The organism is uncultured Thiohalocapsa sp. (assembly GCF_913063425.1).
Classification (GTDB): Bacteria; Pseudomonadota; Gammaproteobacteria; order Chromatiales; family Chromatiaceae; genus Thiohalocapsa.
On the sequence record NZ_CAJXYK010000006.1, the window covers coordinates 116,213 to 140,040 of the forward strand.

The window sequence follows — 23,828 nt, forward strand, 5'->3', positions numbered from 1 at the left end:
GGAAACGCCGATGAACCGGCGTCTCCCTAGCGATCCGCGCCAAGCTCCTCGATGTGGTAGCCGCATGGGTAGCTCCGATGCCGCTGCCGGGTCAGGAGCCGCGGACGGCGCCGCGGCGGCAGCCGGCGCAGCAGCCGCCGACGCAGCGCCATACCGCCCAGCACCAGCGCCCGCACCGGTGCCGGCGCCGGATCGAAGCCCACCGCCCGCAGCATGGGCGCGTCCAGCAGCGAATGGATGACGGGTGCACCGAGCGGCCACAAGGCTCGGGGCAGGAACCAGCCCAGCATCAGATTCCGCGTCGCCGTCGCCAGCGCATGATTGTGCTCGCTGCAGCGGAAATTCGCCTGCTCGAAGTCGATGTTGAACCGCTCCAGCTCGGCGTAGTCGTCCGGGATATTACGGATGCCCATGCGCGCGCCGATGCGCCGCCAGACGTGGAAGGTCGCAAGCCGCTCGCCCTCGGTCATGCGGCGCCAGCCGAAGCGTTGGTTCCACCGAATCGGCTCGAAGACAAAGGTCGTCAGCGTATAGAGATACTCGTCCCGGGGGATGGCATAGCGCCCGTGCTGCTGATTCATGCGCTTGAGCGCCGCCCGTCCGCGGGGATGATCCACGCCGTTCTCCTGGATCTCCGCCAGGATCAGCGCCGTATCGTCATAGCGCTTCTGGGTGCGGCGGATCAGCTCGCCCGTCTCCACCAGGAGCGGCGTCCCCTTGGCGACACCGAAGGTGCGCAGCAGCGCCAGCTCCAGCGCCCGGGTGGTGTCCCAGGGGAACTCGCAGCTCGCCAGCAGGAAGCCGATCTGCTCGCAGTCCCGCTCCGGGTCCAGGGTGGCGATGTAGCGGGCGCGGGCAAAGCGGTCCCGCGGTGCCAGGATCTCCGGCGGGATCAGGGTCTGGAGCCAGGGCGGGTCGGAATTCCGCTGTGAGGACATCGGCAGCACGACGCTTGCAGCGCGTCGCGGGGTGATGCGGGCGACGACGCCCGTTTACCAGAGCTTGACCGCGGCGACGATCAGGGCGCCGACGGTGCTGATGAAACCGATCAGCCACAGGAAGTGGCGGTCGTGGCGGCGGATCATTTCATCGAAGCGGGCATCCACCTGCTGGAAGCGCTTGTCCATCTGCTCGAAGCGCTTGTCGACCTGCTCGAAGCGCTTGTCCACCTGCTCGAAGCGCTTGTCCACCTGCTCGAAGCGCGCCAGCATGTCTTGTCGCAGTTCCTGGTGGCGTAGCTCAGCCAGCTCGAAACGCTTGTCCACCTGCGCAAAACGCTCGTCCATGCGCGCAAAACCTTCACGCATCAGCTCCCGCTGGTGCCTGAGCTCCTCCTCCACCCGCACCATCCGCTCGCGCAGCTCGATCTCGTAGACCGCGGGCGGCTTGCCGAGACTCTGCTCGGCCAGCCAATCGGCCATGTTGGCCTTGATGAAGTCGATGTCTTCCTTGGTCAGCGTCATTGTTGCGGCGTTCGGCAGCTTACCCGTCGTTGTGGCCAAGTCTAACAGGGGACCGGTACATCACATGGGGCGCGGCCGCCGGCCGCACGGCGCCGCGGCCGGCAACACGGGGGCAGAGGTGCGCGGGCGCGGACGCCGCGCTCAACCGCCCGCCTCGCCCACGCCTTCCAGCTCCAATGTGCACTCCAGCCCGGCCGGAATGCCGTGATCGGGATTCGCCACCTCCACGCGCACGCCGAAGGTACCGCTGGCGGCGTCGATGACCTGCTCGACGATGGTGACCTCGGCGTCGATGACCTGCCCCTGCGCCCCGTGCAGCAGCACGCGCGCCGGCATGCCCGCCGTCACCTGCCCATGCACGGCCCCCGGCAGCACGGCCTCCACGTTCAGCGGGTCCAGCTGTGCGATGCGCAAAATGGGCTGCGCCTGGGCGAACTCGCCGGGGTTCAGGAAGCGCCGGACCACCACGCCGTCGATGGGGCTGCGCAGCACCCGCTGCTCCAGCAGCGCGCGGCTGCGGGCCAGCTCCAGCTCCGCCAGGCGCTGCTGCTCGCGCTCCGCCTCCAGCTCCAGACGCGCCAGCTCCACGGCGGAGGCCAGCTCGTCCAGCTCGTCCGGCGAGACGAACTTCTGCGAGGACAGCTTCACCGCCCGCTCGTGCTTCTCCTGGTTGCGGGCGAGGCTCACCTCCCGGGCACGCACCGTGGAGCGCATGTCCGCCCGCGCCTCGGCCTGGGCCACCATGGCCTGCTCGATGGCGGACTCCAGCCGCGCCACCACCTCGCCGGCCTGCACGAAGTCACCCTTCTGCACCTCGACGCTGTCCAGCACACCTTCCACGGCGGTGCTGAGCTCCACCACCACGTGCGGCTCCACCAGGCAAGGGTAGCCCGCCGCCGGCAAGGCCGCCGGGACCAATGCCAGCAGCGCGCCCAGCAAGGTGCTCGCCAACAGCCCCGCTGGTAAGCCGGGCCAAGTCCGGGCGCGACGACGCTCGCCGACGCCGGCGCTACCCGCCGGGGAGCAGGTGGATGCGCCGGAGTCGTTGCAGGTACAGAGCATCATAGTGTCAGCTTCGAGTCACTGGCTCGGCCCGGAGAAGGCCATGCTGTCCGCCAGGCGCTCGTCCTGCTTCAGCAGGCGCTTGCGCAGGCGGCGGTTGCGCGCCTCCGCCCGGCGCTGGGCGGCGCGCAGCAGAGGCGCGGCGAGCCGTGCCCCGCCCGGCAGGCGCACCCAGAGCCGCAGCAGCGCCCGCGCCGCAGCGGAGAGATTGGTCGCAATGAGCTCATCGTCCAGGGCCAGAAAGGCGGCATGATCGCCCGGGTCGCCCTGGCGCGCACAGCGGCCATAGAGCTGGCGGTCGATGCGGCGGGCGTCGTGCAGCTCCGTGGCCAGCACCTGCAGCCCGCCCCGGTCCGCGACGCCGTCGGCCAGCCGGATGTCGGTGCCGCGCCCGGCCATGTTGGTGGCAACGGTCACCACGCCGCGGCCGCCGGCGCCGGCGATGACCTCGGCCTCCGCTGCATCCTGACTCGCGCTCAGCACCTGGTGGTCGATGCCGCGCGCCGTCAGCGCCGCACTGGCCCGGTCCGCGGCGGCCACGGTGCGGGTCCCCACCAGCACCGGCCGGCCGCTGCGCTGAACGGCCGCCACATGCTCTGCAACCGCCGCCCACTTGGCGTCGGCGTCCGCGAAGACCCGGGTCGGCAGGCGCCGACGCCGGCTCGGGCGGTTGGTGGGCACCCGCACGACGTCCAGGCCATAGACCGCGTGCAGCTCCGCCGCCAGCTCGCGGGCGGTGCCGGTCATGCCGCAGAGGTGCAGGTAGCGCCGAAAGAAATCCTGATAGCTGGTGCGCGCCAGGGCCTGGCGCTGACCGGTCACCGGCACGTCTTCCTTGACCTCCACCATCTGGTGCAGTCCCTGCTCCCAGGCGCGGTCCTCCAGCACCCGGCCGGTGTACTCGTCGACGATCTGGATCTTGTCGTCCCGCACCAGGTAATGCACGTCGCGCTGATACAGGTGCAGCGCACCGAGCGCCTGAGCCACCAGCTCCTCGCGCCGCCGCGGCCCGCGCCAGGGGCCGTCCAGGTCCTGCGCGAGGTCCGCCAGGCGCTCGCGGCCGACGTCCGTGAGCTCGATGCGCCGCTCCTGCGGAATGCGGCGAAAGTCCCGCTCCGGTGCCAGCGCCCGGCCGAGCGCCACGGCCTGGGCAAACAGGCCGTCGGCATCGCCGCCGGCAGCGGACGCGGAGATGATGAGCGGCGTGCGCGCCTCGTCCAGCAGCACGGAGTCGGCCTCATCGACGATGGCGAAGCAAAGCCCGCGCAGCAGCAGCCCCGCCAGCGCCGGGTCCGTCCCCGCGAGGCGCGCCAGGGAGACGCCGAGGCGGCGCCGGCGCCGGCCCAGGGTGACCCGGTCGCGCAGAAAGTCGAACGCGAGCTCCTTGTTGGAGGCATAGACCACCTCGCAGCCATAGGCCGCGCGGCGCTCGGCGGGCGCCATACCGTGCAGCGGATTGCCGACCCTGAGGCCCAGCGCCCGGTACAAGGGCGACAGGGTGCGTGCGTCGCGCTCGGCCAGGTAGTCGTTGGCGGTAATGACGTGCGCCGGCAGGCCTGCGAGTGCCGCGGCGCTCGCCGCCAGCGCCGCCGTGAGCGTCTTGCCCTCGCCCGTGTCCATCTCGGCAATGCGCCCGTGCAGCAGCACCCAGGCGCCCATGAGCTGGACGTCGTAGTGGCGCTGGCCCAGGGTGCGCGTGGCGGCCTCGCGCACCAGCGCAAACAGCTCCGCCACGGGCTCCATCGCGAAGCCCCGGGCCCGCAGCCGGGCACCCAGCGCCTGAGCCCGCCGGCGCAGCGCGTCATCGGATGCCGCCGCCGCTGAGGCGGCGTGGGCGGCGGCGCGGCGCACGATGGGCCGATAGCGGGCACTCGACCCCGCCAGCGGGCGCTTGAGCCGCCCCGCCAGCGCCCGCGCCGGGGCCTCGTACCAGGGCTCCCGGTGCAGGCGCCGCTCGGGATAAACCACGCCCGCGTCCGCGGCAAGTGACAAGACATGGGAGGTCATGGGCTGCCCGTCTCCATGATGGCCCGCTCACAGGGCGAAATGGCGTAGGAAGAGCCGCTGCAGCCAGCGGTACAGCGTCCAGCCCACGGGCTCCCAGCCATGGTCGAAGCGCACATGCACGCGCTCGCCGATCTGCGCAGCCAGTGCGGCGCCGGCGGCCACCAGGTCGAACTGGAAGACCTTCTCCAGGGCCTGCGCGCCCTCGGTGGCCGTGGGGTCCACCGGGATACGCCCGCCGCCGGTGCTGCCGAGCGCCGGGCTCGGCAGCTCAAGGCTTGCGCTCGGCACCTCGCCGTTGAGCTGCGCCGGCACCGCGCGGTGCGGGTCCTGGGCGCTGCGCAGGTGCACGCGGCGGGTTCGGTTGCGCACCAGGTCCACCTCGTCCTGGGTCACCACGGCGCGCACCAAAGTCTCAGCATCGTCGGTAACATAGCCCAAAAGCTCGCCCTGGCGCACATAGCGGTCCGGCAGGTCACGGGCGTCCGGCAGCACCAGGGTCCCGGTCCGCGGCGCGCGTACTTGCAGATCCGCCAGCTGCTCACGCTTGCGGGCAATGCGGGCGTCCAGGTTGTCGAGCTGCTCCTGCACGATCTGGGCGCGGGTGCGGTCCTCGCGCCGGACCAGGTCGTAGCGGGCCTCCAGCGCTGCGCGCTCGCCCTGAAGCACCCGGAGCTCCGGCTCCAGCAGCGGGTCGTTCAGGGTCACCAGCAGCTCCCCGAGTGTCACCGCGGCGCCGTTGGCGGCCCTGATCTGGTCCACGAAGCCCGCCGCCCGCGCCCGCACCTGGGTGCCCTCCGGCGCCCAGACCACCCCCTCGGCCACCGTTGCCAGCGGCACCGGCACCGCGAAGAGCAGCACCAGCACCCCAGCCAACAGCAGCCCGGTGACGCCGAGCGCCCGTGGCCGGCGGCGCCCAAGCTCGGGGCTGTTGAGCAGGTAGTGCGCACCTTTGAGCGTCGGCATCACGAACAGGCTGAAGGCGGCCCAGAGGGCCAGCAGCACACCGATGAAGAAGAACTGCCCGGCGACGAACACCACAATGGCCGCGAAGATGACCATGCGGTAGACGAAGGACGCCGGCGCATAGAGCAGGAACCAGCGTGCCTCGCCGGGGGCGCTCGCCGGACTTTCCAGCTCCTTGAGCCCGAACCAGTGCCGCTTGACGAGGTAGAACACATAGCGGTTGGCGCGGCTCGCCAGGTTCGGGATCTCCAGCAGGTCCGCCAGGATGTAATAGGCATCGAAGCGCAGCAGCGGATTGCCGTTGAAGAGCAGCGTCGACACGCCGGCGATGATCATGACGTTGTAGGCCAGCGCCTTCACCAGCCCCGGCTCCACCGCGAGCCAGACGAAGAGCGCCAGCGCCGCCAGCAAGACCTCCACCACCATGCCCATGGCACCGACGAGGGCACGCTGGTACTTGTCGCGGAAGGCCGTGGCGCTGGAGGCGTCCACATAGGGCACCGGCATGAACACCAGGAACATGATGCCGATCTGGTGCACCTCGCCGCCCCAGTGCTTGACGGCATAGCCGTGCCCCAGCTCGTGCAGGGCCTTCACCACCGGGAAGGCGAGCCACATGAGCAGCAGATTCTGCGGCGCCAGCAGCCGGCCCGAGACATCGGCGGCCAGCGCCTCCCAGTGCATGGCCGCCAGCACCACGGCCGTGCCCACCACCGTGAGCCAGAGCAGGAGGCCGAGCCAGCCGAACAGCGGGCGCACCAGCCAGGCGGTGGCGGCGAGGAAGCGCTCCGGGTCCACCAACGGCACCCGCACGGCGAGCGGCGACTTGAGCTGCTGCTGCCACTTGCGCCGGCGCTCGCGGTCGAAGCGGCGCACCCGCTCCTCGGTGTCGGCGTTGATGTCCGTCTGCAGCACATCGGCGGCGTGCAGCTGGTGCAGGAGCCGCAGGGTCTCGCCCTGGGTGGGCACGTCATCGCCCAGCTCCCGCGCGGCCAGCTCCCAGATGCGCCCCAGCGAGCGGCGGCCGTCCATGAGCCCGATGAGGCGGTGCGCGACGGCGGAGAAGCGGTGATAGCGCCCGGTGCCCGCGTCCTGGATGACATACCAGCGCTGGCCGCGGTAGTGGTGGCGGTGCAGCTGCACGTGCGGGCGCAGCCTGGGGCGCAGATCGGCGACCCGGTACCACTGGGGGTCTAGGAGCGGCTCGGGCATGCTGCTCGCTGGCGTCCGCTGAGGTGGCGGCGTTCAGGGCCACCAGGCCCAGAGCTTGAGCCGCGCCCAGTCCAGAAAGCCGCGGGTCCAGATCCAGATGAGCCGGCGCTCGCCGATGTCGATCTTGCCGACACCCTCCATGCCCGGGCGCAGGCGCTTCGGCGTCTCGGTGAGCCGCGCCTCCACCGCGAAGCTGTTCTGTCCGTCCACCACCGTGGCCACCGGGGTGATGAGCGTAACCTCCATGGGCAGGCGCTGCTCCGGCAGCGCCGCCAGCACCAGGGTGCCGGTCTGGCCCACGGCGAGGTCGTCGATGTCGCCCTCGGCGACCGCGAGCTGGACGCGGTAGGCATCCGCCGGGGCCACCTCGAACAGCACCTCACCCTGCTGCACCGGCGCGCCCAGGGACTGGCTGAGATCCCCCGAGACCAGAATGCCGTCGAAGGGTGCCGTCAGGCGCGTTCGCGCCAGCTGCTCGTCGATGAGGGCGAGCTGGGCTTCGGCCTGCTCGATCTGGGCGGTCAGGATGCGCACCCGGGCGCGGTCGCCCTCCGCTGCGGCCTGGCGGCGCTCGCGCCGGTACTGGGCCTGCTCGGTGGACAGGCGCACCTGCTCCAGCTTCAGGTCCCGGTCGTCCAGGGTCGCCAGCAGCTCGCCGGCGGCCACCTGCTCGCCGGCGCGGGCCTCGGCAGTCTCGATGTAGCCGGCGAAGGGCGCCACCAGGGCGCGCAGCTCGCCGCCCTCCAGGGTCGCATCGGCGCTGACGCGATACTGGCCCTTGGCAAAGACGAAAAAGGCCACCAACGCGACAATCCCGAGCACCGCGAGCTTGCGCCCCAGGTGCTTCGGCCCGAACAGGCGCTTGAGCTGATCGCTGGCGGACTGGCCGATCTTGGTCGCGATCCAGCGCTCTTCCTCACGCTTGCAGAGCAGCAGGGGCGCGGCCAGCTCCCCCGCGGTGGCGGCGAGGTCGGCGTCCAGATCAGACAGCCGCCGGCCCGCCGGGCGCTCCAGGGTCAGGGCCGCCGCCCAGTCGCCGTGGGCGCGCAGCGGCAGGGTGCAGATCTCCGGCGCCCCCTGCTGCTGCGCGAGGGCCTGGTGGGCGGCCATCACCACCAGCTCGTCGGTGCTCGGATAGGCGAGCCGGGTCTGCTGGTCCACGGCCTCGTCCATGGCGGCCTCGATGAGCCGGATCAGGTTCATCTGCCGGCCGAAGCTTGCGCTGTGGGAGACCGCCTGCACCCGCAGCTGCCGGCCCCGCCGCAGGCCCAAGCTCACCCGGTCGCAGTCGAGCCGCGTGGCCAGCTCCGAGACCAGCGCCGAGGCCGCGGCCTGGAAGCGGTCTTCTTCCACCACCGCCGCCACCAGATCCAGCACCGAGAACACCCGGCGGTTGGCGGCGGCGGCGGATTCGCGCTCGCGCCGGTGCAGCTCCAGCTCCATGCCCGCCGCCCCCCAGTGGATCTGCCGCAGCGCCTGCTGCACCGCGGCCTCGCCCGCCGCCGCCAGCTCCACCACCAGGGCCCCGTGCAGGGCTTCGCCCACCACCAGCGGATAGGTGAGATGAAACAGGCCCGCGTCGCCGGGGCGTGGCAGGGCCAGGCCGCGGCGCTCGCGCAGGGTGCGCTCAGCGGCGGGGGAGAGTGCCGTCACGTCCCGCTGCGGGTCGGGCCAGACGGCGGCGGGCGTGTAGGGTCCGCGCTCCGCCTCACCAAGCAGCAGCAGCGCCGACCGGGCACCGGCCAGCTGGCCACAGAGCAGGGACAGCCAAAGCGCCGGGAAGCGACTGCTGCCGGGGGCGCCGGCGAAATCGGCCCAGGCGGCGGCGGGCGTTGCAGCCGCGTCGGCTGCGGCCCCGGCGGCCGTGTCGAGGGAGGCGATGCTCATGCACCCGACCCGGGCTCAACGCGCAGCCGGGGCTGATGCCGCCGATACGGACCGGGGCAGCCCCTGCGCATCAATGCTTGGTGGCCTCCGCCGCCTCGTCGGCCTCCGACGCCGGCGCCGTGTCGGCTTCGGCACCGGTGGCAGGCTGCGGCATACGCTCGCCGATGAGACGCAGGTTGGCCAGCGAGTGCAGGTGCAGATAAATCAGCTCCAGCTCGTCGCGCTGCATCAGCCCGTGCAGGGTCTCGGCGTCCAGCTCCTTGAGCTTGGTCCGGTTCACCACTCGCAGGCCGCTCAGCACCCGGCGCTCGCCGCCGCCGGTGCCGAGCTGCGCCTGCACCGGCGCCAGCAGGCCGAGCTCCACCAGGCGCTTGCAGAAGGCCTGGGTACGCTGGTGCTGCACCTGGTAGGCGCGCTGGAAGTTGATCACCTGCTCCAGGTAGGCGGTGCGGCTGCCCTCGGCATCGAACAGCCGCTCGCCGCGGCCCTCGCGATTGCAGCCGGAAAAGCCCTCGTCGATGCAGAGCGTCAGGTTCTTGCCGTCCCCGGACTGAGCGAACACGAAGGGGTAGCGCCGCACGAAGGCCGGGATGTACTTTGCGCGCCAGCGGCCGTCGTCATCCACGTAGAGGTTCTGCTCCTTCTGGGCGCCAAGGATCACCAGCGGCACCACCTGGTCGTCATTGCCGGCGAAGACGATGGCGTACTCCAGCGCGGCCGCCGGCAGCTCCGCCGCCGTCAGCGGCACGGAATTCACCTTGGCGGCGAAGCCGTAATCGGCGCCCGTCTTCACGGACAGGTCCTTGTGCTCGGTGACGCTGACGGGCTTGGCGTCGGCATAGAAGAGGAGTTGGTTGGTCATGACTGCGTCGGCACTCCTTGGGGCTTGTTGCAAAACACAACCTGGCTGCCGCCGGCGGGCGCGGCGGTCATGCTGGCTTCATCAGCCGCAGCGCCCGGACGGCACCCATCCGGCAACACCCGGGTTTTCTCCGAATCGCCTTATCGGCGAAACCTCTGCAAGCTAGCAGATGCGCCGCGCGTGGACAAAGCGCTGCCGCCCGCCATCGAAGAAGTGGGCGAGTGCGCCGACGTGCGTGCACCCGCTGGTCCTGCGTCGGGGGGCAGGCGTCGGCGCCGCCCTCGGCTGAAGTCCCAGCTCCCACCAGCGCGCCTGGACGCGCTGGACGGACACGGGGATAGGCGGTGCCGAGCCGCTGCGCGAAGAGCGACACGCGCAGCTCCCCCCAGCATCCAGCGGATCGCACCCGGCCTGGGGTCGTCGCCGGCAGTGGCGCGGGCGGCGGCCTGGCGCTGGGCGAGATGCTCCAGCAGCGGCGTAAGCTCCGCCGGGCGCTGCTGATCGCAGCCGGCGGCGTAGAAGAGTGAGCATGATGAGCCGAGGCAGCTACGCCCGCATGGCCTGCGCGTCGCTGTGCGTCGAACCCGGCACCGAGATAAATATACTGTCACCGAATTTTTTCTGGGGACTCACAGCTTGCGGGCAGAACGCCGATCTGCCCGCAGTCCTGCGCCAGGTCCAGCGTTGCGGGCGGTCGCGCGCACCTACCAGAGCTTGACCGCGGCAACGATCAGGGTGCCAACGGTGGTGATGAAGCCGATCAGCCACAGAAAGTGGCGGTCGTGGCGGCGGATCATTTCGTCGAAGCGGCCGTCCACTTGCTCGAAACGCTTGTTCACCTGCTCGAAGCGCTTGTCGATCTGCTCGAAGCGTTGGTCGACCTGCTCGAAGCGCTTGTCCACCTGCTCGAAGCGTTTGTCCATCTGCTCGAAGCGCTTGTCCATCTGCTCGAAGCGCGCCAGCATGTCCTGCCGCAGTTCCTGGTGGCGTTGCTCAGCCAGCTCGAAACGCTTGTCCACCTGCGCAAAGCGCTCGTCCATGCGGGTAAAGCCCTCACGCATCAGCTCCCGCTGGTGCCTGAGCTCCTCCTCGACCCGCACCATCCGCTCGCGCAGCTCGATCTCATAGACCGCAGGCGGCTTGCCGAGGCTCTGCTCGGCCAGCCAATCGGCCATGTTGGCCTTGATGAAGTCGATATCCTCTTGCGTTAAGGTCATTGCGCGTCCTGACCAGGCTTTGCCATGCGTCGCCCTCAGTCTAATACAGCCACCGTCAGAGACCGAGCTCCCGCCAACGCGCCTGCACACGCTTGACGGACACCGGGTAGGCGGTGCCGAGCTGCTGCGCGAACAGCGACACCCGCAGCTCCTCCAGCATCCAGCGGATCTCATCCAGCCTGGGGTCGTCGCGCTCGGCGGCGCGGGCCGCGACCTGGCGCTCGGCGAGCTGCTCCAGCAGCGGTTTGAGATCCGCCAGGCGCTGCTGATCGCGGCCGGCGGCGTGGAAGAGCTTCTCGGTGCGCTGTTCGGCGGCCCTGAGATAGCGCGGATACTCCTTGAGGCGCTCGAAGGGCACCTGCTGCAGGAAGCCCCGAAACACCAGCGCGTCCAGCTGTGCGCGCAGGTCCAGCACCGAGGGCATCCAGTTGATCTGGGTAATGCCGGCGAGGCGCTTGCGCAGGCCCTGGTAGGCATCCAGGATGCGAGAGGCCAGGTCGCAGACCTCATTCGCGGTGGGCATGAGCCGGCCCTTGCAGGCCGTGAGCCTGGCCTCGAAGGCCGCCTGGTCGCGGATGGGCGGCTGGCCCTCGGTGAAGGTCAAATCGACGATGAGCGCCGTCAGCTCATCAGCCAGGTCCTGCGGTGCGCCCGTCTTGCCGCCCCCTTTGCGTTCCCAAGCACCGGTGGGCGCCTCGGATGGCGGCTCCGGTGCCTTGGCGTACTGCAGCCGCATCCGGTCCAGCCCCGGCAGGTTGCGCCTGAGATAGCGCATGTCCTGCCCCAGGGTCAGCATGATGAGCCGCCGCAGCCCCGCCCGCATGGCCCGCGCCGCGCTGTGCGCTGAGTCCAAAACCGAGATACATACACTGTCCCCGTTGTCTTGGAGGGCGGGGTAGCCGCGCAGGCGGATGCCGGCATGGGTGCGGTCGATATGCTCGGGCAGCGTACCGAAGTCCCAGCGGGTGATGCCGGTGCGCTCCAGACCCTGTGTGTCCGGCTGGGGCTTGGGGGCGGCGGCTGCCGCGTCGCCGTGTTGGCGCTTGAGCGCCACCAGGTCCTCGCCGGTCGCCACCGCGCGGCCGTCGGCGTCCACCAGCCGCACCTTCATGCGCAGGTGCTCGGGCAGCGCCGACAGGTCCCAGGCGTCCTCCGGCACGTGCACACCGAAGCGCGCCTTCAGCTCCTCGGCGACGGCCTGGAGCAGCGGGCGATCAGAAGGTTGGAGCCGGGCCGCGATACGCTCGGCGGTCTCCGGGACGGGCACGAAGGCCTTGCGGATGGACTTGGGCAAACCCCGCAGCATAGCGGTGATGCGCTCGGCGAGCAGGCCCGGCACCAGCCAGTCGAGCCGCTCCGGAGCCACCTGATTCACCAGCGCCAGCGGTACCACCAGGGTCACCCCGTCGGCCCGGTGGCCGGGGTCGAAGTGGTACTCCAGCGGCAGGTCCGTCGCACCCACCCGCAGGCTGTCCGGGTAGCGCGCTTCGGTGACCTCGGCGGCGTCGCGGGCGAGCACGTCGGACAGGCGCATGTGCAGGAGCTTCGGGTCCTGTTGCGTCGCCTTACGCAGCCACTGCTCGAACTGGGGCTTGGAGTAGATGCCCGTCGGCACGCGGGCGGCGTAGAAGGCGTAGATGGCCTCCTCATCCACCAGGATGTCCCGCCGGCGGGACTTGGCCTCGAGCTGGTGGACGGATTCGATGAGCTCCTGGTTGTGGCGCCAGAAGGGGGCGCGGGTGTCGAAGTCCCCTTCGGCGAGCCCGAAGCGCAGGAACACCTCCCGGGACTCCGCCGGGTTGATGGGGCCGTAGTTGACCCGGCGGCGGGCGGCGAGCGTGACGCCGAACAGAGTCACGGTCTCGAAGGCGGCCACCTGCCCGCGCTGCGACTGCCAGTGCGGCTCCGCCCAGCTGCGCTTGATGAGGTGCGCACCGGCCTGCTCGATCCAGCCCGGCTGTACCTTGGCCACGATGCGGCCGTAATCGCGGGTGGTCTCCACCCGCTCGGCGCAGACGATCCACTTCGGGCTCTCCTTGAACAGGCCAGAGCTTGGGTGGATGAAGAAGCGCCCGCCGCGGGCGCCGAGGTATTCCCGCTGCTCGTCCTTGAGGCCGATGTTGCTGAGCAAGCCCGTCAGCAGCGCCCGGTGGATCTCCTCGACGGTGCCCTCGGCGGCGTTCGGCTTGTGGCCGAGCTCCTGCATCTGCTCCTTCAGCTGGCCATGCACGTCGTGCCACTCCTGCACCCGGTTCCAGGACAGGAAGTGCTGCCGGCAGAGCTGCTGGAACTTGCGCCGGGACAGGTGCTTGCGCTCCTGCTCCAGGAAGGTCCAGAGGTTGACGAAGGCCAGGAAGTCCGACTCCGGGTGGTTGAAGGTGGCGTGGATCTCATCCGCGGACTGGCGCTGCTCCATGGGCCGCTCGCGCGGGTCCTGCACCGCCAGCGCCGCGGCGATGATCAGCACCTCGGCCAGGCACTTGTGTGCCGCCGCCGCCAGCAGCATGCGGCCGATGCGCGGGTCCACCGGCAGGCGGGCGAGCTGTTGCCCGAGCTTGGTGAGCTGGCCCTTGGCATCCAGTGCCGCCAGCTCCTGCAGTGTGCGGTAACCGTCGGAGATCAGCTTGGCGTCCGGCGGGTCGATGAATGGAAAGGTCTCGATGTCACCGAAGCCCAAGCGCTTCATCTGCAGAATCACCGCCGCCAGGTTGGTGCGGCGGATCTCGGGCTCCGTGTACTCGGCGCGGGCGTTGAAGTTGTCCTCGTCGTAGAGGCGGATGCAGACACCGGCGGCGACGCGCCCGCAGCGGCCCTTGCGCTGATCGGCGCTGGCGCGGCTGACGCGCTCCACCGGCAGACGCTGGACCTTGCTGCGGTGGCTGTAGCGGCTGATGCGCGCAAAGCCCGGGTCCACCACGTAGTGGATGCCGGGCACGGTGAGCGAGGTCTCGGCGACGTTGGTGGCCAGCACCACCCGGCGGCGGCCGTGCGGCTTGAAGACCCGGGCCTGCTCGGCCGGCCCCTGGCGGGCGTACAAAGGCAGCACCTCGGTGCTCGGCGGGTGATGTTTGCGCAGGGTCTCCGCGGTCTCGCGGATCTCGCGCTCGCCGGACAGGAACACCAGCACATCGCCGCGGCCCGCGCGGGCCAGCTCGGCGACGGCGTCGGAGATGGCGGTTTGCATGGCGTCGTCGCGCTCGCCGGCGGAGGGCTCCTCCGGTGGACGCCAGCGCACCTCCACGGGATAGGTGCGGCCGCTGATCTCGATGATGGGCGCGGGCTTGCCCTCGGCGTCGGCGAAGTGCCTGGCGAAGCGCTCCGGATCGATGGTGGCCGAGGTGACGATGAGCTTCAGATCGGGCCGCTTCGGCAGCAGTTGCTTCAGGTAGCCCAGCAGAAAGTCGATGTTGAGGCTGCGCTCGTGGGCCTCGTCGATGATCAGCGTGTCGTACTCCGTCAGCAGCCGGTCCTGCTGCAGCTCCGCCAGCAGGATGCCGTCGGTCATGAGCTTGACGGCGGTCTCCGGGTGCACCCGGTCGTGGAAGCGCACCTTGTAGCCGACGGTGGCGCCGAGCTCCGTGCCCAGCTCCTGCGACACCCGGCTCGCCAGGCTGCGGGCGGCGATGCGCCGGGGCTGGGTGTGGCCGATGCGCCCGAAGATGCCGCGCCCGCCGCCGCCTTCCCCCAGACCCAATGTCGGGTCCAGGCAGAGCTTCGGCAGCTGGGTGGACTTGCCGGAGCCCGTTTCGCCGCAGAGCACGACGACCTGATGGTGCCGGATGAGCCGCGCCACCTCGTCCCGACGCTCGCTCACGGGCAGCTCGGGCGGATAGCTGACCGTCGGCACCGCAGCACGGCGACGCGCCACGGTGGCCTGGGACGCCGCGACGGTCTCCGCGACCTTCGCCAGACCCCGGTCCACCGGCAGGCCCTGCTCGGCACGCCGACGCAGCCCGCGCAGCCGCCGGCGCAGCTCGTGACGGTCGCGGATCAGGCAGCCAGCGAGGTCGGCGTCGCCGGGCAGGCGCGGCTCGCGCTCAGGAGCCGGCACCGCGGCGGGAGACATGGGTGGCTGGAGACATCGTTTTGGGGGCGGGCATGTGCAGAGAGTTGGGGCGAGCGGCGGGTTCCGCACCGCCGAGTCCGCATTCCGGCACGCCGACGCCCGCCGATGCCTGCCTGGCGGCGCAGGCGACGCGGGCGGGCTGCCGGCCGAGCCCCGGCGGGCATGGGGCCCAACGTCCGCCGGCTATACTAAGCCGCAGCCATAGGGCGTCAACGATCGCCACGGGCATCCCGCTGTCACAACGACAGCGTAACCCGACAATCCACGCCTGACGGGTGCGCAGTGTCGGGTCACGCTGCGCTGACCAGACCTGCACAGGGGCTGTCGGGTGCAGGAGTGTAGGAGTGCAGGAGTGCAGGAGTGCGTAGAGTGTAGACCCGCACCTCGCCCCTCGCCCCTCGCCCCTCGTGCGTCGCCCCCAGCCCCTTTCAAAGCTCAGACATCCCATGCACCTCATCCGCTTCGAGACCCCCGACGGCCGCACCCTCTACGGCGAGCCCGTGGGCACAGACCGCGCCCGCGTGCTCGAGGGCGACCCCTTCGGCACCCTGACCCCCACCGGCGAGCACACCGACGTCGCCCGCCTGCTCCCGCCCGTGCAGCCGGTCAACATCTTCTGCATCGGCCTCAACTACCGCGCCCACGCGCAGGAGACCGGCGCGGCCATCCCGGAGCATCCAGTGGTCTTCATGAAGCCCACCACCGCCGTCATCGGCCCCGAAGACCCCATTCCGCTGCCGGCGGCCTGCGCGCATGGGCCGGAGGTGGACTACGAGGCAGAGCTGGCGGTGGTCATCGGCCGCAAGGCGCGCAACCTGACGGTGGCACAGGCCCTGGATTACGTGCTGGGCTACACCTGCGCCAACGATGTCTCCGCCCGGCGCTGGCAGAAGCACGGCGGCGGCGGCCAATGGATTCGCGGCAAGGGCTTCGACGGCTTCTGCCCGCTCGGGCCAGCGCTGGTCACCGCGGACGCGGTGCGCGACCCCCAGGCGCTCGATGTCGGCTGCCGCCTGAACGGGCGGGAAATGCAGCAGGGCAACAGCGCAGACATGATCTTCCCGGTGGCGGAGCTCATCGCGTTTCTCTCCCGCGACACCACACTGCTGCCCGGCACGCTGCTGCTCACCGGCACGCCGCCCGGCGTCGGCTTCGCACGGCGGCCGCCGGTGTTCCTCGCCGACGGCGACCGCGTGGAGGTGGCCATCGGCGGCATCGGCCGGCTCGGCAATCCCGTCGTCGCCGCCGCCTGAGCATCAAGCCGCAGCGCCGCCACCGCCGCCGGCTCAGAGCGGGCGCTCTGCGGCCTCCTCCTGCTGCTCCGCCGTGAGCCAGTCCGCAAGCTCCTGGCCCGGCGCAAAGCGGCGCGCCTGCGCCAGGAAATAGGCGCGCACCGCGATGCGCTCATGGAGCTGCGCACGCAGGCGCCGGGCGGCGGCCTCCGCGTCCGGCGCGGGCGCAGCCACCACGCCGGGGTGCTCCGCCGGCGGAGCGCCGTCCGGGTGGTGGGGCTTGGTCTCGGTTTTGGCCATGACAGTTCTCCAGCGAGAGTGCGGCAGCGCGCCGTCAGGAACGAGCGTGCCCGTAACGTGCCCGCGCCCCGGGTCCAGGCGCATCCCGAATCCGGCGGCCGCTGCCCGCCGACGGGGACCGGCGGTCCGCCTCACCGGGACCGCACAGGACGCTCGTCCAGGCTGCGTCCGCAGCACCATGACCGGCTCCCGCATGCGCCGCAGCCTATGCCGCCGTCGAGGTCCTCGAGGCGGTCTGTCGCGGTGCTGTCCAAGTCCACGGGAGCCGAGCTGGTAAATTTGCACAGACCCCGTTGATTCATTGACTTAGGTCGGTATGCTTGACTTATCCCAGCCGGGCGCGGGGCATCGTCCGGTACCCGGCACGGGGCCGCCACCGGGCGCTCGCACAATGGGCAGGAACGACTATGATTCCAGTATGGCCGCTGGGCATTAGGCGGGAGATCGGGCACTGTCCCAAACCCTTGCTACGGGCGGATGGGAAATTCCGCTCAGGCGAGCGCGCGCGGCACAGCCCCGCATAGAGTCCCCGGCCGTTTATCAGCAATTCGTGCACGAACGGTCGCTTGATTCTTGTCACACTTTAGGCTCATGGTGCTTGATACGGGTCAGAACGGCACGACCGGCAAAGCCTGAGTCCAGGCTCAGGGATAAGCCGGGTAGCCATCGGCAATGAGACTCGATCAGAGTCGCCAAGGCGCAGCCCGACAGACATCTGTGCCGGCCCAGCGGCAAAGCGCCGCCGGGCAAGCAAAACGACGCCGCCCAGCCGGGTCCACCCGCCGCATACCCCGTGCCGAGCGGGGCCGGAAAGAACCCAGGGGAGCGCAGGCGCACATCCATCGCCCGGCGCCGGCAGGCATCGGGTGCCACACATGATGGCGCGCCCGCGCAAAGGCAGCGCGCAGCACAGACGACTTCGACAAAGAGAGACACGAGGAGCTACCGTTTCATGGCGATTCATCCGAGCCGCATTCTGATCGTCGACGACCACCCCTTGGTCCGCGCCGGCCTGCGCAGCCTGTTCGACGACGAGCCCGACCTCACCATCTGCGCCGAGGTGAGCAACGTCCGCGACGCCATCGAGGTGGCGCGCACCCAGAACCCCGACCTCGCCCTCATCGACATCTCCCTCGACGACGGCAACGGCATCGAGCTCATCAAGCGCCTGAAGGTGCACACGCCGGAGCTCAAGATGCTGGTGTGCTCCATGCACGACGAGTCGCTGTTCGCCGAGCGTGCCATCAACGCCGGCGCCCGCGGCTACGTGAACAAGCACCAGGTGACGGAGCAGATCCTGGAGGCCGTGCGCCAGGTGCTGGCCGGGCGCATCTATCTCAGCGAGAGGATGGTGGAGCGCGTCATCAACGGCTTCGCCAAGAAGAAGGACGCCGGCACCTCCAGCATCGAGGACCTGAGCGACCGCGAGCTGGAGGTCTTCGGCCTCATCGGCCAGGGCCTGTCCACCTCCAAGATCGCCGAGCGGCTGCACCTGAGCGTCAAGACCGTCGAGACCCACCGCGAGAAGATCAAGCGCAAGCTCCAGCTCGCCACCGGCGGCGAGCTGGTGCGCCACGCCGTGCAGTGGCACATCGAGCAGGCCTGATCCCGGCGCGAGCCACCCCGGGCAGCACCGAACGGACGGCGCTGCCCGGCCCCGGCACAGCCGCCTGAGGCAGTCTGAGACGTCGTCCTTGTCAAGGGCGCACTCCCGGCGCTGGCGTACATCAAGCCGGAAACCGCACAGAGGCGCTGCAACGAGCCACTGGCGCCGCAAGGCTGCCACCTGACGGATCACCAGCCACGGGTCGGGCACAGCTGGAGCCGGTGCACTGACGCCCCGCCTGACGGCCCGCCTTAGGGCTCAGCGCGTTGCGCACGCGCACCCCCACACGCTTGCACTCAGTTCGCTTGCACGCCGCTTGAGCGGCGCCCCCAACAGCCATCGGACGCAGGCAGATGTCGAAACCACCCAAGGAACCCCGCGGCACCGAGCCTTCGGCCGCAGGGCAGGCGCACGCGCCGGAACCGGATGCCCCAGCCCCCGAGCGGCAGCCGACCGACCCGCCCCAGGGCGAGCCGACCCCGGTCGCCCCCGTGGACGCACCGGAGCGCGCACCCGACCCCACACCCGAGCACACAGCACCCGCGGACAGGGTATCCGGTGACCCCCGGCGCAGCGACCATCCGCAGCGCAGAGGTCCAGCGGCGGCACCCGTGGTGGGCGTCGTCTGCTCCGCCGGCGGGCTCAAGGCGCTGGAGGCGCTCTTCGGCGCGGTGCCGCCCGACAGCGGCCTCGCCTGGATCGTGATGCCGCACCTCGCCTTGGACCAGCCGAGCATGCTGGGGGAGCTCTTGGCCAAGCACACGGCCGTGCCGGTGCGCGCCGCCGAGGACAATGCCGTGCCCCGGGCGAACACCGTCTACGTCGCCCGCCCCTCCCAGGGCCTCACGCTGCGCGGCGGGCGCATGCGCATCGAGCCCCTGAAGCAGCCCGCCCAGGCGGAGGCAGCGCTGGACGGCCTGCTCACCTCCCTGGCGGAAGACCTGGGCCCGGCGGCCCTCGGCGTGATCCTCTCAGGCTCCGGCGATGCCGGCGTGGACGGGCTCCGATCCATCGTGGACGCCGGCGGCCTGGGCGTGGTGCAGCTGCCGGCGACGGCGCAGTTCGGCGCCATGCCCCAGGCGGCCATCGATGCGGGGCTCGCGGATCTGGCCCTGCCGCCGGCGGAGATCCCCGCGGCGCTGCTGGAGCATGTGCGCCCCGGCGGCGACCTGCTGCTGAAGGACTTCTCAGAAGACACCGCCGAGCAGAGCGCCCTGCGCAACATCCTGGCGCTGCTGCGGGTGCGCACCCGCTACGACTTTCGCGACTACCGCCCTAGCATGGTGGGCCGGCGCATCCGCCGGCGCATGGATCAGCTGAGCCTCGCGGATACGGCCGCCTACCTGCGGAAGCTGCGCGAAGAGCCGGCAGAGCTGGAGCGGCTGTACCGGGACCTCATGATCGGCGTCACCGGCTTCTTCCGCGACGAGGAGGCCTTCGCCACGCTGCGCAAGCAGGTCATCGAGCCCCTCGTGCAGCGCCACCGTGGCGACGAGCCGCTGCGGGTCTGGGTACCCGGCTGCGCCGCCGGGCAGGAGGCCTACAGCATCGCCATGCTGCTCCTGGAGGCCTTCAGCACCGGCGGGCGCGCCGCCAATGTGCAGGTGTTCGCCACCGACATCGATGATTCAGCGCTGGAGCAGGCGCGCCACGGCATCTACACCGAGGCTGCCATGCAGGGCCTCGGCCGCGCGCGGCGGGAGCGCTTCTTCACCACCTTGGGCGGCGGGCGCCAGCAGGTGGGCAAGGCGCTGCGGGAGGTGGTGGTGTTCGCGGCGCAGAACCTGCTGCGGGACCCGCCGTTCTCGCGCATCGACCTCATCAGCTGCCGCAACGTGCTGATCTATCTCAAGCCGGAGGCGCAGGAGCAGGTCATTGCCCGCTTCCACTTCGCGCTCAATCCGGGCGGTTATCTCTTCCTCGGCACCGCCGAGTCCGTCGGGTCCAACAAGGACCTGTTCGAGACCCTGTCCAAGCGCTGGCGTATCTTCCGGCGCACCGGCCCGAGCCGCCAGGACCTGATCGGCGTGGCCATGCCCCTGTCGGAGCCGCTGCGGGAGATGTCGGCGGCGAGCCCCTTCGCGGGCTTCGAGCAGCGCACGGACTTCAAAGAGACCGCCCGGCGCACCCTGTGCGAGCTGTTCGCCCCGGCGGCGGTGCTCATCAACGCGGGCTACGACATCCTGTACTACAACGGCCCCACCGCCAAGTACCTGGAGCAGCCGAGCGGCGAGCCCACGCGCAACCTGCTGGAGCTGCTGCGCCAGGGGCTGCTGGCACCGGTGCGCGGCGCCTGCCAGACGGCGCTGCGCGAGGAGCGCCCGGTACGGGTGGGCGATGCCGTCGCCCTGCGCGACGCCGAGCAGGTGCCGGTGGAAGTGCTGGCGCACCCGGTGCGCGAAAGCCGACTGGCCGAGCGGCTGCTGCTGGTGACCTTCCGCGACCTGGGCGAGCCGGCGGCGGCGGACACTCAGCCTGTTGCGGCGGAGCCCGAGGGCGCGGAGCTCAGCACCGTGGAGCAGCTGGAATTCGAGCTGCGCGCCACCCGCGACGACCTGCGCAGCACCATCGAGGAGCTGCAGAGCGCCAACGAGCAGCTGCGCGCCGCCAACGAGGAGGTCATCTCCACCAACGAGGAAATGCAGTCCACCAACGAGGAGCTGCAGACCTCCAAGGAGGAGCTGCAATCCCTCAACGAGGAGCTCGCCACCGTCAACAGCCAGATGCAGGAGAAGGTCGCGGAGCTGGAGGAGCGCAACAGCGACGTCAACAACCTGCTGGCGAGCTCCAACGCCGCCACGGTGTTCCTGGACCGGGGGCTGCGGGTCAAGCTCTTCACACCCGCGGCCAAGGATCTCATGAACCTGCGTCCGACCGATGTGGACCGCCCGCTGGAGGAGCTCAGCTTCCGCATCGACGACCAGGCGCTGCTGGCGGACTGCGCCGGCGTGCTGGACACCCTGGCCCCCATCGAGCGCCGCGTGAGCGGCGCCGGCGGCCGCCGCTTTCTGCGCCGGGTGCAGCCCTACCGCAGCAACGACGACCGCATCGACGGGGTCGTCATCACCTTCACCGACGTCACCGCCAGCAGCGCCGCCGAGGCGCGCCTCGCGGCCAGCGAGCGCCACTACCGCCACCTCTTCGAGGCCTCCCCCATTCCCATGCTGCAGCAGGACTGGTCAGCCGTGGCGCCGCTGCTGGCGCAATGGGGCACGGCGGCGCATGACCCGGCCTTCTTCCGCGCCCATCCGGACCAGGCAGCGGCCTGCCGGACCGCCATCCGGCTTCAGGCCGTCAACGCCGCCGCACGCAGGCTGCTCGGCCTGCCGGACGACTTCCCCCTGCCGCAGCCCCTGCCCGGCAACTGCTGCCCCGACGAGCTGGACAAGATCCTGGCGGCCCTGGCCGCCGGCGAGCGCGTCGCGAGCGCCGAGGCGCAGGTCCAGCGGCCGGGCGGCCCGCCGCATCCGATGCTGTGCCAACTGGCGCTGATGCCCGGCAGCGAGGCCGCCATGGACCAGATGCTGGTGCTGATGCTCGACATCCACGAGCAAAAGGCCCTGGAGCGCGAGCTGCAGACCAGCGAGCAGCGCCTGCGCCGCGCCCTGCGGGTGGTGCACGAGGCGGTGTGGGAGCACGACCTCCTCCACCGCCGCCTGTGGTGGAGCGACGAGTACGAGCGCCACTTCGGCCGGCCGACACCGTCACAGCCGCCGGCGCAGGACTGGTGGCTGGACGGCATCCATCCCGCCGACCGCGACGCCGCCCGCGCGCAGGTGCGCCAGGCCATCGACGCCCATGCCGAGGAATGGCAGGCGGAGTACCGGATGCGCCGCCCGGACGGGCGCACCATGCACGTGCTGGCGCGCGGGGCGCTCACCTGGAACGCCGATGGCGCGCTCACCAGCATGCTCGGCTGTATGCTGGACGTGAGCGACCTGAAGGCGGCGCAGGACGCGCTGGCAGAGCGCGAGACCCGGCTGCGCTCGGTGCTGGAGGCCGCCGCCGAGGCCATCGTCACCACAGATGCAGACGGCCGCATCCAGACCTTCAATCCCGCCGCGGAGGCCATGTTCCGCTGCACGGCGGACGCCGTGGCGGGCAAGCCGGTGCGTGGGCTCTTTGCCCGCGGCGACGGCGCCCCAACCGACCCGCTGGTGGAGCAGCCGGACCATCAGCCGCGACAGCTGGAGGGACGCCGCGCCCAGGGCGAGCCCTTCCCGCTGGAGCTCTCCGCGCGTTTCGTGCCGGAGCAGCAGCTGTGGGTGCTGGTGGGCCGGGACGTGAGCGAGCGCCGCCGGCTGGAGCGTGATGTCATCGACCTCAGCACCCGCCAGCAGGAAGAGGTGGGCCGGGAGATCCACGACGGCCTGGGCCAGGAGCTGACGGCACTGGTGATGCTGGCGCACAGCCTGCGCCGGCAGCTGGAAGACCAGCCCTCACAGGCCAGCGCCGACGCCTTCGTGCAGTTGGAGGACTACCTGCGCCATGCGCTCGAGACCTGCCGCAGCATCGCCCGCGGTCTGTCGGCGGAGGTGTCGGCGCCGGGGCTCGAGAACGCCCTGGCGGAGCTCACCGCCGGCATGGAGCGCGCCGCCGGCGTCCCCTGCCGATTCACCCACACCGGCAGCTGCGCCGGCATCGGCGAGCAGCAGGCAGCGCATCTCTACCGCATTGCGCAGGAGGCCATCAGCAACGCCATGCGCCACGCCCAGGCCCAGCGCGTGGACGTAAGCCTGGAGGTTGGGGAGACGGACGTGGTGCTGCGCATCCGCGACGACGGCCAGGGTATTTCGCCTGGCGCCAAGCGCGGGCTCGGGCTGCGGCTCATGGCCTACCGCGCCGGGATGCTGGGCGGCACCTGCGAGGTGGCGCCCGCCGACGGCGGCGGCACGCTGGTGGCGTGTCGGGTGCCGCGGCAGCGCTGATCGTCACCGCGCGGGCTTCAGCAAAAAAAGGGGGCCGATCGGCCCCCTTTCATCCACACAGCCCGGATGCCCGCGCGGGTCCAGCGCCGTGCGCTGTCCGCTTGGGGCTCCGGGATCTGCGTGTGACCTGCGACGAGGCCCGGCTCAGCCGCGCCGACGCAGATACTGCGCACCGAAGAGGCCGAACAGCCCGGCTGCCATCAGCAGCAGCGGCGCCGGCACCGGCGTCTCGCCCTCGCTCACGGTGGCGAAGGCCGCCGACAGGATGCGGACGTTCTCGCCGCGCTCAGGAGAGATGAACTCGGAGTCGAAGATGCCGTCCTGAGCGTCCTGCAGGGTCTCCGAGAAGCCCAGGATCTCCAGCGTCAGCTCCCGTCCGTTGAACGCAAAGGTATCGCTGGTGGTGAGCGTCTCGATGATCACCTGGTCTGCACAGCCGTTGGCGTTGTCGTCATCGTCGCCGTAGGGGCAGGGAACGGCGTTGTTCGGCGTCTCATCGTGCATGACCGCGAACTCGAAGATGGACTGGCCAAGATCAAAGACTTCGCCGCCGTCTTCAACGGTGATCATCGCGCGAAGGAAAAGCTCCACCGAGTCGATGGAGGTGCCCAGCGAAATGGGGAAGTTGAAATGCGTGAAGTTGCCCAGCTCGAAGATCGTCTCTTCCGGCTCGCTGAAGGGCGTGTCCCGGGGGTCGAACTCGTAACCAGAGGCATTCGCGAGGTCCCCTGCCAGTGCCCCTTGACCCCAGCGGATCTGCGCCGGCGCTGCATCGGGTACAAAGACATCGTCGATGGTCAGCACATTGCCGCCGGAGGGGTTGTCGAAACGGGTCTCGAGCACCGTCATCGTAATCGTCGCAGCGGAGGCGGTGCCGGCGAGCGGCAGCAGGGCCGCAGCGACCAGAGCAGGTTGCATGAGCTTCATTGAGGGTTCCTCTGAGGGGCTTTTATCGGAATGGTTGAGTCTCTACACGACCGCGCGACACCGGGAATGCGGGTCCCGACCATGTGCGCAGCCTTG

14 protein-coding genes are annotated in these 23,828 nt (G+C 70.6%); 3 read left to right on the forward strand and 11 right to left on the reverse strand.

Annotated elements, in window-relative coordinates:
• Positions 1-26 precede the first annotated feature (26 nt).
• The 9 genes from QZ607_RS04835 to hrpA form a co-directional block, all read right to left on the reverse strand.
• Positions 27-938: an oxygenase MpaB family protein gene (locus QZ607_RS04835; RefSeq protein WP_295880276.1), complete on the reverse strand. Its 912-nt coding sequence runs from the start codon at positions 936-938 to the stop codon at positions 27-29.
• 54 nt (positions 939-992) lie between these two features.
• Positions 993-1,463 (reverse strand): hypothetical protein, encoded by a 471-nt coding sequence (locus QZ607_RS04840; protein ID WP_295880279.1) that lies wholly within the window; start codon positions 1,461-1,463, stop codon positions 993-995.
• Positions 1,464-1,604: 141 nt separating this feature from the next.
• Entirely contained in the window at positions 1,605-2,414 is an 810-nt protein-coding gene (locus QZ607_RS04845; protein ID WP_295880282.1) for an efflux RND transporter periplasmic adaptor subunit, read from the reverse strand.
• A gap of 129 nt (positions 2,415-2,543) precedes the next feature.
• Positions 2,544-4,532: a hypothetical protein gene (locus QZ607_RS04850; RefSeq protein WP_295880283.1), complete on the reverse strand. Its 1,989-nt coding sequence runs from the start codon at positions 4,530-4,532 to the stop codon at positions 2,544-2,546.
• 27 nt (positions 4,533-4,559) lie between these two features.
• On the reverse strand, positions 4,560-6,707 hold the full coding sequence (locus QZ607_RS04855) for an HlyD family efflux transporter periplasmic adaptor subunit (RefSeq protein ID WP_295880285.1): 2,148 nt from the start codon (positions 6,705-6,707) through the stop codon (positions 4,560-4,562).
• Positions 6,708-6,740: 33 nt separating this feature from the next.
• On the reverse strand, positions 6,741-8,594 hold the full coding sequence (locus QZ607_RS04860) for an HlyD family efflux transporter periplasmic adaptor subunit (protein ID WP_295880286.1): 1,854 nt from the start codon (positions 8,592-8,594) through the stop codon (positions 6,741-6,743).
• Positions 8,595-8,664: 70 nt separating this feature from the next.
• The gene (locus tag QZ607_RS04865) at positions 8,665-9,456 is read right to left on the reverse strand and encodes a SapC family protein (protein ID WP_295880288.1); all 792 of its coding nucleotides are present in this window, start codon (positions 9,454-9,456) and stop codon (positions 8,665-8,667) included.
• Between the two features lie 704 nt (positions 9,457-10,160).
• The gene (locus tag QZ607_RS04870) at positions 10,161-10,673 is read right to left on the reverse strand and encodes a hypothetical protein (protein ID WP_295880290.1); all 513 of its coding nucleotides are present in this window, start codon (positions 10,671-10,673) and stop codon (positions 10,161-10,163) included.
• 55 nt (positions 10,674-10,728) lie between these two features.
• On the reverse strand, positions 10,729-14,739 hold the full coding sequence (hrpA, locus tag QZ607_RS04875) for an ATP-dependent RNA helicase HrpA (RefSeq protein ID WP_295880291.1): 4,011 nt from the start codon (positions 14,737-14,739) through the stop codon (positions 10,729-10,731).
• Between the two features lie 446 nt (positions 14,740-15,185).
• Between hrpA and QZ607_RS04880 the strand changes: the two genes are divergently transcribed.
• Positions 15,186-15,992: a fumarylacetoacetate hydrolase family protein gene (locus QZ607_RS04880; protein WP_295880293.1), complete on the forward strand. Its 807-nt coding sequence runs from the start codon at positions 15,186-15,188 to the stop codon at positions 15,990-15,992.
• A 33-nt stretch (positions 15,993-16,025) separates the two neighbouring features.
• On the opposite strand, the gene QZ607_RS04885 is transcribed toward QZ607_RS04880, so the two are convergent.
• Positions 16,026-16,271 (reverse strand): DUF2934 domain-containing protein, encoded by a 246-nt coding sequence (locus tag QZ607_RS04885; RefSeq protein ID WP_295880294.1) that lies wholly within the window; start codon positions 16,269-16,271, stop codon positions 16,026-16,028.
• A 952-nt stretch (positions 16,272-17,223) separates the two neighbouring features.
• Between QZ607_RS04885 and QZ607_RS04890 the strand changes: the two genes are divergently transcribed.
• Entirely contained in the window at positions 17,224-17,877 is a 654-nt protein-coding gene (locus QZ607_RS04890) for a response regulator transcription factor (RefSeq protein WP_295880297.1), read from the forward strand.
• A 353-nt stretch (positions 17,878-18,230) separates the two neighbouring features.
• Positions 18,231-22,805: a CheR family methyltransferase gene (locus tag QZ607_RS04895; RefSeq protein WP_295880300.1), complete on the forward strand. Its 4,575-nt coding sequence runs from the start codon at positions 18,231-18,233 to the stop codon at positions 22,803-22,805.
• 144 nt (positions 22,806-22,949) lie between these two features.
• Here the strand turns inward: QZ607_RS04895 and QZ607_RS04900 are convergent, their stop codons facing one another.
• Complete coding sequence (locus QZ607_RS04900) at positions 22,950-23,732, reverse strand: THxN family PEP-CTERM protein (protein WP_295880301.1); 783 nt, start codon at positions 23,730-23,732, stop codon at positions 22,950-22,952.
• Positions 23,733-23,828: the final 96 nt, after the last annotated feature.